Genomic DNA, 12,378 nt, shown 5'->3' on the forward strand with positions numbered 1-12,378 from the left:
CCCGCGTTCGATGGTTCTGGAGATTGCGCATTCCATGCGCACGACGCCGGAGCTGTGGCAAGAGCAAGGGTTCACACTCGTGCGCACCGTGGGGCCGCTCGTCATTTTCCGCAACGTGCTGATCGTCGACGGCAAACTCATCGACCTGACGACAGACGAGTTTCGTGAACTGATCGCCGCGCGCACGCACTGGAGGGTCACCACCAAGTTGCGGAACCGCTCGCTTTCACGGGTGCGACAGGACGAGTGGCACCGCGCGCATTCGCGCCTCCCCACGTTGAGGACCAAGCCCTGACTTGTCACTGCATGATTTGACCTTCGAACCCCGGCCGCGCGCCGGGGTTTTCTTTTGCGCATTGCAAGCGCTGAGCAAAGGGCGCGGCCCAAGTTGTAAGTCGCCGCTGAGAAAAACGGGAAAGCCTGGGCACGGTATAGACCGAGCGGGCACAAAAAAGGACCAAAGAAATTTGGTCCAATCTTGGTCCACGCAGCGTGGGAAAACTCGGGAATTGCCGTTGTTAGCTGGGACTTGATGTGCTTGAAATCATTCAGGAAAAAGCCTGAATTCAACGCCAATTTCGCATTGCGAACGCGACGCTCTCCCAGCTGAGCTACCGCCCCAATGAAGCAAGAGCAAAACTATACCTGAACAATAAAGCGCCGCGCAATACGGCGTGCGGCAATTATTTTCAGACGAATTCCAGGGTGGCCACCACCGGCGCGTGATCCGACGGCTGCTCGTTGCGGCGCGGCTCTTTGTCGATGACGCAGGCGACGCAGCGCTTGACCAGCGGGGCCGACAACAACACGTGGTCGATCCGCAGGCCGGCATTGCGGCGGAAGGCAAATTGACGGTAATCCCACCAGGAAAACGACTTTTCGGGCTGCTCGAACAGGCGGAACGAATCGGTCAGGCCCAACTCCATCAGGCTGCGCAAGGCCGCCCGTTCGGGTTCGGACACCAGCACCTGGCCTTCCCATTTTTCGGGGTTGTGCACGTCTTCATCGGCCGGGGCGACGTTGTAGTCGCCCAGCACCGCCAGGCGGGGATACTGCTTGATTTCCTCGGCCAGCCAGTTGCGCATGGCATCGAACCAGGCCAGCTTGTACAAATACTTGTCCGAATCCACCGACTGCCCATTGGGGCAGTACGCACAAACGACCCGCACGTCGCCTTCGGGGCTGGGAAACGTCAGCGCCAACACCCGCTGCTGCGGATCTTCGTAGCCGGGAATATTGCGCACCATCGAAGTACCCGGCACGCGCGACACAATGGCCACGCCGTTATACGTCTTCTGCCCCGCCCAGACCGCGTGGTAACCGGCTTCCTTGAACGCCGCCTCGGGAAACTTGTCGTCGGTCAGCTTCAGTTCCTGAATGCACAGCACATCGACCGGATTGGCAGCCAGCCAATCCAGCACCTGCTGCAGGCGTACGTTCAGGGAGTTCACGTTCCAGGTGGCTAATTTCATGTGTCTAGTAGGGCCTTTATTTATTCATGCGAGTCGTGGCGATGTCGCCCTCCCGAAGCCGGGTCAGTCACTTGACTGGCCAGTTTTCCGGGGGGCGTCGGCGGGCGCCAGGAATAGGGGCAGATGATACCGTGGCGACGGCTCGGAACGCGGAAGGCGGAAGGCCGGATGGGGACCTGGGGCCTGGGACCCCGGGCGTGACTCGCGGTCGCCACTGGCCTGTCGTGACGCAGTCAATGCTCGGACCCGCTATTCAGCATGCGGCTCTTGGCCTTTTCGATATGGGCGCGCATCACGTTGCGGGCGCCGTCGGCGTCTTGGGCCTGGATCAGGCGGTACAGGTGGCGGTGTTCGTCGATGGCGGCGCGGGTGCGTTTCCAGGGTTCGCTGTGGACCAGGTGGCGCATAACGTTGACGGCGTGGCTGACGTCGTACTCCAGTGACTTGAGCACTTGCACGAAGCGCTGGTTGCTGGTGGCGGCGGCGATGGCTTGGTGGAAACCGTAGTCGTAGTGATGCGCGATGGCGCCGGAGGCGTCGGCCTCTTCGTAGCCTGTCAGCATGCGGTCCATGTCGTGCAAGTCGTCGCTGCCGCGGCGCAGGGCGGCCAGGTAGGCGCATTCGGGTTCGATCACCATGCGCAGTTCCAGGCCTTCCAGGATGTGGCCGACGCGGCGCGCCGGGTCAACGGCGGGCATGCCGCCCATCAAATCGGGCTTGGCGCGCACGTAGGTGCCGGAGCCTCGGATGGAGTCCACCAACCGGTCTTCGCGCAGGCGGTCCAGCGCTTGGCGGACCACCGGGCGCGACACCTCGAACAGCGCGGCCAGTTCCAATTCGGTGGGCAGCTTGTTGCCCGGCGCGATCTTGCCGGTGGCGATGGCATAGAACAGGCTTTCGTAGACGCGTTCGGCAAAACGCTCGGCGCGTACATAGCCCAGGCCGGATGCCACGTCCGCCAGCACGTCCAGCTCAGGGCGGGGGCGGGAAGCGGATTCCAGCAGTGCATCCCACTGCGTGTCACGCTCGTTGCTCATTGGCGCGTTCCTGAAAGTGAATGGCGTGAAGAAAACGGAAGTTTGTCAGTCGCCATGACAACACCGCGGCGCTCGGGCAAAGACCCTGGGCAAGTACAGATCAGTAACCCTCTGATAGATAAGGGATTACCCGAATCCTCAGTCATAAATTCCCAGCATTGGGAAGAAAGCTGTCAATTCAATTGACAAGTTATGCCGGCCTCCCGTAATTTGCCGTAAACGACATCGCCCGCGCCGCTGACCCGCGGACGGCGACACGGGGTTTCCCGCGGCGCCTGGCCTTCGGCAAAAACCGGCAAACCCGGACTGACCGCCTGGCTGCATCCGAGACAACACGCATCACCGCCAATATGGGCTGCCGCACACCTACTGCTACCCGGCACTTTTTATCGCGCCAGGAACGCTGCGCGCGCGTCGGCGCCTTTCCCGCAACTGGCCGTTCGGCCGCTACTTTACTCCGCACATCGTGACTCAGAAGAACTTTATCGCCAATCAATGGGTGGCCTCCGCCACCGGTGAAACCATTGCCGTCGTGAACCCGTCCGATGGCAAACCCTTCGAAGCGATCGCCCGCTCGGGCCAGGCGGACGTGGACCAAGCCGTGCAGGCCGCGCGCCAGGCGTTTGAGGGCGAGTGGGGCCAGATGGCGCCCGCCGTGCGCAGCCGCCTGCTGATGAAGATCGCCTTCGCCTTGCTGGACCGCCAGGAAGAACTGGCCCAACTGGAATCCGCCGACACCGGCAAGCCGATCAAGCAGGCGCGCGCCGACGCCGCCGCCGTGGCGAGGTATTTCGAGTTTTATGCCGGCGCTGTCGACAAGCTGCATGGCGAGACCATTCCCTACACCCCGGGCTTCACCGTGCTGACCGTGCGCGAAGCGCATGGTGTGACGGGCCACATCGTGCCCTGGAACTACCCGCTGCAGATCTTTGGCCGCAGCGTGGGCGCGGCGCTGGCCGCCGGCAACGCCTGCGTGGTCAAGCCTGCCGAAGACGCGTGCCTGTCGCTGCTGAAATTGGCCGAGATCGCCGCTGAAGTCGGCCTGCCGGCGGGCGCGCTGAACATCGTCACCGGCTACGGTCATGAAGCGGGCGCGGCGCTGTCGGCGCATCCCGGCATCGACCATATTTCGTTCACGGGATCGCCGCAGACGGGCAAGATGGTGGCCCACGCCGCGGCCGACAACCACGTGCCGGTGACGCTGGAACTGGGCGGCAAGTCGCCGCAGATCGTGTTCGATGACGCCGACCTGGACGCCGCCATGCCGGTGCTGCTGGCCGCCATCATCCAGAACGCAGGCCAGACGTGCTCGGCGGGCAGCCGTGTATTGATTCAGCGTGGCGTGTACGAAACGGTGCTCAAGCGCCTGTCGGACGCCTTCGCCGCAACCGTTACCGGCCCGGCTGAAAAGGACCTGGACGTGGGTCCGCTGATCAGCGGCCGCCAGCACGATCGCGTGCGCGGTTTCCTGGCCGAAGCGGAAGCGGAAGGATTGAAGGTTGCCGCGCGCGGCCAGCTTCAGGACGGTGCGCCCGAGTCGGGCTACTACCAGCCGCCCGTGCTGTTCCGCGACGTGCCGCCCAACAGCCGCCTGGCGCAGGAAGAAGTGTTTGGCCCTGTGTTGGCCGCCATGGTGTTCGACACCGAGCAAGAGGCGCTGGAAATCGCCAATGGCACGCTGTACGGCCTGGTGGCGGGCGTCTGGACGCGCGACGGGGGCCGCCAGATGCGTCTGGCCCGCCAACTGCGCGCCGGCCAGGTCTTCATCAATAACTACGGCGCCGGCGGCGGCGTGGAACTGCCGTTTGGCGGCTCGCGCCAGTCGGGCTATGGCCGTGAAAAGGGCTTTGAAGCGCTGTATGGCTTCACCACCTTGAAGACCATCGCCATCCGTCATTGATGGCCGGCCGGGTGGCGTTCGCCACCCGCATGCGGCGCGGCGGCCCGCAGCAAAATATCGGTTAACGTTGATGTTTTGCTTTTGGGGCCCGCCGCCCCGTATTCAGGATCCGTATGTTCACCGGTATTGTTCAAGGCACCGCGACGATCGCAAAGATCGCGGACCGCGAAGGCCTGCGCACCTTCACGCTGGATTTCCCCCCTGGTTTCTGCGTTGACCTGGCCATCGGCGCCAGCGTATCGACGGACGGCGTCTGCCTGACCGTCACTGAACTACTGTCCGAAAACCAGGCCACGTTCGACGTGATGCTGCAAAGCCTGGCAATCACCACGCTGGGCAGCTACGCCGAAGGCGACCGCGCCAACGTCGAGCGCGCCGCCAAGGATGGCGCCGAGATCGGTGGGCATCCGCTGTCGGGCCATGTGGATTTCACCTCTGAAGTCATCATGGTGAAGTCGTCCGACACCAATCGCCTGATGCGTTTCAGCATTCCCGAAGCCTTCCGCAAATACGTCTTCGCCAAGGGCTATATCGCCATCAACGGCGCCAGCCTGACCGTGTCGGAAGTGAACCGCACCGAAGGCTGGTTTGAAGTGTGGCTGATTCCCGAAACGCGCCGCATGACCGTGTTTGAAGACAAGCAGGTGGGCGACTTCGTCAACATTGAAATCGAACGCAGCACGCAGGTCATGGTCGATACGGTGCGTGAAACGGTGCAGGAAAGCCTGGGCAAGCTGCAACCGCTGCTGGAAGCCATCCTGAAGGAAAAGGGGCTGACGCTGGAAGACTTTGTCAGCCCGCAGGGCAAGCTGAAATAACGTGGCCGGGGCACGCGCCCCGGACGGTTTTTTTTAGCCTCATTGCCCGAACGGCCGCCCCTCGGGGCGTACGCGGATGCCCGGTTGCAAGCGCTTCCAGGGCAAATCCGCCGGATCGGCCTGCATCGGGCCGGGCGCCTTGGCCACCAGCACTTCGTGCGCAATCGGCTGGAAGTCGGCGCGAAAGTGCACCGAGCTTTTCACGACCAATATCCCCATTTCCTCTGGCTGCACACCGCCCACGCGAAACAGGTTGCGGTCCAGCATCTGCGCCTTGCTGGCGCTGACCACCACGCGCACGCCGCCGATACGCAAGCCCGCCACGGCGCCCAGATCCACGTCCATGCCGTGCATCATCGGGCCATCAAAACGAAGCTTGCCGGGCGATAGCGTTTCCACGACGAAGTCCCCGGTAAACGGGGAATCGCCCGCAACGCCGGACTGCCCGCCCAGGCTTAACGTGACGGTCTGGCCGATGCCGGCGGCGGTGGCGGCGCGCACGGCGTCCGGGTCGTAAAGCAGTCCCAGCGCGGCGTTCTGTGCATCCGCCTCAACCAGCGCGCGCAGCATGCCGGTGGTGTTGGCGTCGCCGCCCGCGCCCGGGTTGTCTTGCGTATCCGCGATGACGATGGGGCGCGACGCACCCACGGCCAGCGCCTGTGCGCGCCGCACGGCGTCGGCTGGCTCCAGGAAGTCGGGCGCCCATTGCGGTTCCAGCTCAAGCACCTGCCGGTATAGGGTTTCGGTGACGTGTTCGACGGCCGCCGCGTCGGTGCCGTACGCCCACACTACGGGGCCGCACTCCGGAAAATCCGCTGCCGGAAAACCCGGCGCGAACGATATCGATGTGACGCCCGGCGTTTGCTCCAGGTGCGCCAACGCGTCGTACATGCCTTTGGACGGTTGCAGCATGGTGCACATGCCGTTGATCGGAATCAGGAAGGGCAGGCGGCGCACGTGCATCGCCCAGTGGTCGCCCGCCGCGATACGCGCCAGCAGCAGGCGCGCCGCGTGTTCGCCCGTGTCGGCCATGTCCACGTGCGGGTAGGTGCGAAACGCGACCAGCGCGTCGGCCTGTTGCAGCATCTGCGCGGTGACGTTGGCGTGCAGGTCCAGGCTGGCAACCACGGGCACCGCGGGGCCGACGATCTGGCGCAAGCGCGCCAGCAGTTCGCCTTCGCCGTCGTCCAGGTGTTCAGTGACCATCGCGCCGTGCAGGTCCAGGTAGACGGCGTCGTAGCTGCCCGCCCGCGCGGCGTCCAGGATTTCACCAGCAATGCGTTCAAAGGCATCGCGCGTGACGTGCGCGGATGGGCTGGCGCCGGCCCAGATCACCGGGTGCACGGTGTGGCCCGCTGCCTGAATGGCGTTGAAGAAGCCGCCGGCCGGAATGTTGACTGAACGCAGCGCCAGCATGTCCTGGCCGCGCACCATCGCGGGAAAACCCTCGCCGCGGACAAAGTTGTCATACCCCGCCTTGGACGGCGCAAAGGTATTGGTCTCGTGCTGGAATCCAGCCACCAGGATGTGCATGTTTCTTCCTCTTGGATTTTTGAATGTGTGTCGTGGTCTTGCGGCGTAGCCGTTGCCGACCGGACGATTATTGGAGACGTGCCGGGGTTTGGCAATAGCGCCACACAGCGCCGCGCCGTCCGGGTTGCCCGACTGCCGCGCCAGGCCCGCCGGCAAGGTGTATTTAGAAATTCTTGATAGTTAAATGCAGCAAAGACAAGGCTTTCCAGGCATAAACGCCCGGAAAGTCGCATGAACACTCAAGAATTTTCTGAAATTCCCATTGTGCGGTGGTTTCGAGGCGCATCGGAATACAATATCGACACTTTCGGAGGTTCCTATGTCGGTCATATCCGATATCAAAATTCGCCCCCTAGAGCGCGGCGACCTGCACTTTGTGCACAAGATCAACAACAACGACGTCATCATGCGTTACTGGTTCGAAGAGCCTTACGAGGCCTATGACGAATTGGTCGCACTCTATGACCGCCACCTGCACGATCAAAACGAACGGCGCTTCATCATCGAGCACGATACCGGGCAGCCCGCCGGCCTGGTCGAACTGGTTGAAATCGACTACATCCATCGCCGTGCCGAATTCCAGATCATCATTGCGCCCAGCTACCAGGGCCGGGGTTACGCCAAGGCGGCCACCCGCATCGCCGTGGGCTATGCGTTTCGCGTGCTGAACATGCATAAGGTTTATCTGGTTGTCGACAAGGACAACACCGCCGCCGTGCACGTGTACGAACGCTGCGGCTTCCAGATCGAAGGGCTGATGAAAGAAGAGTTCTTTTCCAACGGCGCCTATCGCGACGCCTACCGCATGGCGCTACTGCAACATGAGCACCTGCGCGACGTCGGCCCCGGCGCACCCGACGCGCCGGTGCTGCGCGACTGGCCGCAGGAAGAGCAGACGGGCTAAGCAAGCCCGTCCCGCCGAACGCGTCACTGCATCATTGCATCACTGCATCACTGCATCACTGCGTCACTGCATCACTGCATCACTGCATCACTGCATCACTGCGTCACTGGGCCACTGCATCACTGCGACGCTGCTGCGCCTGCATCACTGCGCGGCGCGCAGCAGGCGCAACCCATTGGCCACCACCAGCAGGCTGGCGCCCACATCGGCGAACACGGCCATCCACAGCGTGGCGTTGCCCGTCATGGCTAGCGCCAGGAATACCACCTTGATCCCCAGCGCCAGCACGATGTTCTGGATCAGCACGCGATGGGTGGCGCGTGACAGGCGCAAAAATGTCCCGATCTTGCGCAGGTCGTCGTCCATCAACGCGACGTCCGCCGTTTCAATTGCCGTTCCCGTGCCAGCCGCGCCCATCGCAAAGCCGATGTCGGCGCGCGCCAGCGCCGGGGCGTCGTTGATGCCGTCGCCCACCATGCCCACCTTGCCGGCGCTTGCCTCGTTGGCCTTCAATTTGCTTTCGATGGCGGCCAGCTTGTCTTCCGGCAATTGGTCCCCCCGCGCTTCGTCTATGCCCACCTGCTGGGCGATGGCTTGCGCGGTGGGCGTGTTGTCGCCCGTCAGCATCAGAGTACGCACGCCCAGCGCGTGCAGGTCGGCGATGGCCTCGGCGCTGCTGGGCTTGACGGTGTCGGCCACGGCGGCCAGCGCCAGCACCCGCTGGCCGTCGGTCAACGCGATGGCGCTTTTGCCTTGGCGTTCCAATTCGTCCATGCGGGCTTCCAGCTTGGGGCTGGACACGCCCGCGTCGCGCATCAGGCGGCGGTTGCCCAATTGGAAGGTCACGCCGTCGATCCGCGCGCTGACGCCACGGCCGGGCAGGGCGGTGAAGGCGTCCACGTCCAGCAGCGTCTTGCCCGCATCGCGCGCGGCGTTCGCCACGGCCAACGACACCGGGTGGTCCGAGCGCGCCGCCAAGCTTGCCGCGATCAACGCCGCGGGGCGGCGGGTGGCGTCGGATACGTCCCAGTCTTGCAGGTCCGTCTGCACCGGCTTGCCGTGGGTCAGCGTGCCGGTCTTGTCCAGCGCCAGCCACTTCAGGTTGCGGCCTTCTTCCAGATACACGCCGCCCTTGATCAGGATGCCCCGACGCGAGGCCGCCGTCAGGCCGCTGACGATGCTGACCGGCGTCGAGATCACCAAGGCGCAGGGGCAGGCGATGATCAGCAGCGCCAGTGCGCGGTAGATGGCGTCAAACCAGGGCTGGCCCCACAGCAATGGGGGCACGGTCGCCACCAGCAGCGCCACCGCCACCACGGCGGGCGTGTAGATGCGCGAGAAGCGGTCGATGAAGCGTTGCGTGGGCGCGCGCGCGCCTTGCGCCTGTTCAACGGCATGGATGATGCGGGCCAGCGTGGTGTTGCCGGCGGCCGCGGTGACACGGTATTCGAACGAACCGGCGGCGTTTACGGTGGCCGCGTAGACGGGGTCGTCCTGTGCTTTTTCCACGGGCAGGCTTTCGCCGGTGATCGGCGATTGGTCCACGGTGGAACGGCCGCTGACGATGATGCCGTCGGCCGCGATGCGTTCGCCGGGGCGTACCCGCACCACGTCGCCCACGTTCAACTGTGCGGCCGGCACCTCGTGCCAGGCGCCATCGGCCTGACGCACGGTGGCGGTTTCGGGCGCCAGGTCCAGCAGGCCGCGCACGGCGTGGCGGGCGCGGCCCAACGACCGGGCTTCGATCAACTCGGCCACGTTGAACAGGAACATCACCATGGCCGCTTCGGGCCACTGGCCGATCAGCACCGCACCGGTCACGGCGATGCTCATCAGCGCGTTGATGTTCAGGTTGCCGTTGCGCACGGCGATCCAGCCCTTGCGGTAAGTAGTGACGCCGCAAGCCAGGATGGCCGCCACGGCCAGCGCGGCGGTCACGCCCCAATGCCAGCCCGCGAAGTGCGAAAACTCGGACAGCGCGGCCAGCACGCCGGCCCCGCCGATCAGCCACCAGTTCACGCGGCTGGCAGCGGGGGCAGGGGTGCCCGCCGCGCCGTCGGCCAGGGGTTCCGGCGTCATGTCCAGCGACTTGATGGCCGCGATGACGCGGTCCAGCGCGCCTTCGGCGTGCACCACCGTCAGCACGCGCTGCATCAGGTTGAAGTCCAGCGCGTGCACGACGTCCAGGCCGTCGAGCTTTTTGCGGATCAGGGTTTCTTCGGTGGGGCAGTCCATCTGCCCGATGCGCAAGCGCGCCAGCGCCTGGCCGGGGCCGGCCGTAAGCGTCGCCGCGCTGCCGGCCGACGCGGCAAAGGCCTGGCCGCCATGGTCATGGCCGCAGCAGGCGGCGGGGGCGGGGGCGGGGGCGTGACTGTGGCCAGGCCCGTGGTCGTGGTTGTGGCTATGGCCGGGGCTGTGGTCATGGCCATCCTTGCCCGAGCCATGGTCATGGCTGTGATCATGGCTGTGTTTTTGGCTGTGATCATGGCCGTGCGCAGCGCGGCCATGCGCGCCGTGATCATGCGTGGCGTGGTCGCGCCCCTTATCCCCGTGGTCATGGTCATGCCCGCCGCAGCAGGCGTCGGGCTGCCCGGCAGCGCGGTGATCGTGCGATTTGATCGGAGGAAAAGCCATCTTCTGCGCCTTGTTGAAACGGATGACGCCATTGCACACCTTGGAGTTACTATAGGGTCAAGCCCAAAATTTCACTCGGAATGCGTTCCAGGAGGCGTCATGCGAATCGGCGAATTGGCGACGGCGGCCGGCACTACGGTCGAAACCGTCCGTTATTACGAAAAAGAAGGCCTTTTGCCCGCGCCCGACCGCGGGCTTAATAATTACCGCAGTTACGGCCAGGCCCATCTGGAGCGTCTGCGGCTGATCCGCAATTGCCGGGCGCTGGACATGACGCAGGACGAAATCCGCGCCATCCTGTTCCTGGCCGACAACCACCAAAAGGGTTGTGGCCCTATTAATGAGCTGTTCGACGAACACATCTCGCATGTGGATGAACGTATCGCCGAACTTCTGCAACTGAAAGCCCAACTGACCGAACTGCGCCAGCGCTGCCTGTCGGCGCGGCCGGATACGGACGATTGCGGCATCTTGCACGGCCTGTCTGAAATGCAGGTGGAAGAGCGCCAGGAACGGCATACGCATCTTGGCTGAACCCCAGGGCAACCACCCTCCATTCGCCGCGATGCCCTTGCCGCCGGTCAGGGGATACCCCAATCCGCCCGACGCCATCGCGTAATATGAGAATCTGTCTTTTTTACAAAAGCGCCTGAATCAATGACTGCTGCCACCACTCCCACCGCCACCCCGCTGCACGCGCTGACCTCGCGCCGTTCCTTCAAATTTCTGCGCGCGCCGGCCCCCAAGCCGGACGAGCTGGAACAGATTCTGCAAGCCGCCATGTCGGCGCCCGATCACGGCGCGCTGCGCCCGTGGCGCTTTGTTGTGATCCAGGGCGAGGCCATTGGCAAGCTGGCGGATGTGGCACTGGACGCGGTCAAGCGCAGCGGCGACCCGCGCATGACGCCCGAGAAAGAAAAGTCGGTGCGCGAATGGATGGCCAGCGTGCCGTTGTTCATTGGCGTGGCGCAGAAGATCGCCCACGACAACACCAAGATCCCCGAACACGAACAACTGCTGGCCACCGGCTGCGCGGTCATGAACATCCTGAACGCCACGCACATGCTGGGCTACGCCGCGTTCTGGAGCACCGGCGTGGGCACCTACGTCGAAGACGTGCAGAACGCCTTGGGCCTGGATTCGCTGGACTACCGCTTCCTGGGTTACCTGGCCATCGGCACGCCGGGCTGCGCCGTGCCGCCCGCCGACCGCCCGGACTTCCGCGAATTCGTCACGGAGTGGACCGGACCCGTCTAAGGGCGGGTTGTTTGGCAGGGTGCCTTACGAGGCGCTTGCGCGCCAGACAATAAATAACAATAATTCTTATTGTTATTTATTGTCTGGCGTTTTTCCATGTCTTCCTCCGCGCAGCCCTCGGAGCATTCCCCTACCGAGTTGTATCAAGCGCATCACTCCTGGTTGCAAGAGTGGCTGCGGCGCAGGCTGGGTTGCCGCCATGATGCCGCCGATCTGGCGCACGATACGTTCGTGCGCGTATTGGCTGGCCGGCATACCGACGCCATCCGCGAACCGCGCGCATTCCTGACCACGCTGGCGCAACGCACGCTCTTCAGTTTCTGGCGTCGCCGCGAACTGGAACGCGCGTATCTCGATAGCCTGGCCGCCATGCCGCAAGCCAGCGTACCCAGCGAAGAATCCCGCGCCCAGGTGATCGAAGCGCTGATACACATCGACCGCGCATTGCAACGCCTGCCGCCCAAGGCGCGCCAGGCCTTCCTGTATAGCCAGCTTGATGAGCTCAGCTACAGCGAGATCGCCGCGCGCATCGGCACATCGGTGATGACGGTGCGCCGCTATATGAAGCAGGCCATCACGCTGTGCGTGACGGCGCGTTTGGCTGCATGACGTCCCCCATGCCGGTGTTGCCCGCCGACCTGCAATCGGCCGTGGACTGGATGGTGCTGCTGTCCTCCGGTAGCGTGCCGCGCGCCGACCGGGCGCGTTTCGAACAATGGAAACAATCCGATCCCCGGCACGAGGCAGCCTGGGAAACCGTCAACGCCGCCGTCAAAGACCCCTTTGCCACGCTGACCGACGTGCAGCAGCGTCACGCTGCCGG

12 protein-coding genes are annotated in these 12,378 nt (G+C 64.2%); 8 read left to right on the top strand and 4 right to left on the bottom strand.

The features are described 5' to 3' along the window. Positions 1 to 295 (top strand): hypothetical protein (locus tag ACNPP0_RS25090; RefSeq protein WP_448707316.1); only part of this gene is annotated, 295 nt, incomplete at its 5' end. A gap of 394 nt (positions 296 to 689) precedes the next feature. On the opposite strand, the gene xth is transcribed toward ACNPP0_RS25090, so the two are convergent. Beyond that, on the bottom strand, positions 690 to 1,472 hold the full coding sequence (gene xth, locus ACNPP0_RS25095) for an exodeoxyribonuclease III (protein ID WP_332607518.1): 783 nt from the start codon (positions 1,470 to 1,472) through the stop codon (positions 690 to 692). Positions 1,473 to 1,705: 233 nt separating this feature from the next. After that, positions 1,706 to 2,509, bottom strand: a complete 804-nt coding sequence (locus ACNPP0_RS25100; RefSeq protein WP_332607519.1) for a FadR/GntR family transcriptional regulator — start codon at positions 2,507 to 2,509, stop codon at positions 1,706 to 1,708. 463 nt (positions 2,510 to 2,972) lie between these two features. On the opposite strand from ACNPP0_RS25100, the gene ACNPP0_RS25105 reads away from it, so the two are divergent. Together ACNPP0_RS25105 and ACNPP0_RS25110 are read left to right on the top strand one after the other, a co-directional pair. Continuing rightward, a complete protein-coding gene (locus ACNPP0_RS25105; RefSeq protein WP_332608909.1) occupies positions 2,973 to 4,409 on the top strand; it encodes an aldehyde dehydrogenase family protein in 1,437 nt (478 codons plus the stop codon). Positions 4,410 to 4,522: 113 nt separating this feature from the next. Beyond that, the gene (locus ACNPP0_RS25110) at positions 4,523 to 5,227 is read left to right on the top strand and encodes a riboflavin synthase subunit alpha (RefSeq protein WP_332607520.1); all 705 of its coding nucleotides are present in this window, start codon (positions 4,523 to 4,525) and stop codon (positions 5,225 to 5,227) included. 39 nt (positions 5,228 to 5,266) lie between these two features. Here the strand turns inward: ACNPP0_RS25110 and ACNPP0_RS25115 are convergent, their stop codons facing one another. Beyond that, positions 5,267 to 6,760, bottom strand: a complete 1,494-nt coding sequence (locus tag ACNPP0_RS25115) for a M81 family metallopeptidase (protein WP_448707317.1) — start codon at positions 6,758 to 6,760, stop codon at positions 5,267 to 5,269. A 319-nt stretch (positions 6,761 to 7,079) separates the two neighbouring features. Here ACNPP0_RS25115 and speG point away from each other — a divergent pair, with 319 nt between their 5' ends. Further along, on the top strand, positions 7,080 to 7,664 hold the full coding sequence (gene speG / locus ACNPP0_RS25120) for a spermidine N1-acetyltransferase (RefSeq protein ID WP_006218930.1): 585 nt from the start codon (positions 7,080 to 7,082) through the stop codon (positions 7,662 to 7,664). Positions 7,665 to 7,808: 144 nt separating this feature from the next. Here the strand turns inward: speG and ACNPP0_RS25125 are convergent, their stop codons facing one another. Then, positions 7,809 to 10,298 (bottom strand): heavy metal translocating P-type ATPase, encoded by a 2,490-nt coding sequence (locus ACNPP0_RS25125; RefSeq protein ID WP_448707318.1) that lies wholly within the window; start codon positions 10,296 to 10,298, stop codon positions 7,809 to 7,811. A gap of 99 nt (positions 10,299 to 10,397) precedes the next feature. Between ACNPP0_RS25125 and cadR the strand changes: the two genes are divergently transcribed. From cadR to ACNPP0_RS25145, 4 genes are all read left to right on the top strand, one after another. Then, complete coding sequence (cadR, locus tag ACNPP0_RS25130) at positions 10,398 to 10,832, top strand: Cd(II)/Pb(II)-responsive transcriptional regulator (RefSeq protein ID WP_448707319.1); 435 nt, start codon at positions 10,398 to 10,400, stop codon at positions 10,830 to 10,832. A 123-nt stretch (positions 10,833 to 10,955) separates the two neighbouring features. Then, a complete protein-coding gene (locus ACNPP0_RS25135) occupies positions 10,956 to 11,555 on the top strand; it encodes a nitroreductase family protein (protein WP_448707320.1) in 600 nt (199 codons plus the stop codon). A 96-nt stretch (positions 11,556 to 11,651) separates the two neighbouring features. Next, positions 11,652 to 12,164, top strand: coding sequence for a sigma-70 family RNA polymerase sigma factor (locus ACNPP0_RS25140; protein WP_448707321.1), 513 nt, complete (start codon positions 11,652 to 11,654; stop codon positions 12,162 to 12,164). Then, positions 12,161 to 12,378, top strand: a 218-nt coding sequence (locus tag ACNPP0_RS25145; protein ID WP_448707322.1) for a FecR/PupR family sigma factor regulator, incomplete at its 3' end; no start/stop codon positions are given. The genes ACNPP0_RS25140 and ACNPP0_RS25145, both read left to right, overlap by 4 nt.

The organism is Achromobacter semiaridum (assembly GCF_053543755.1).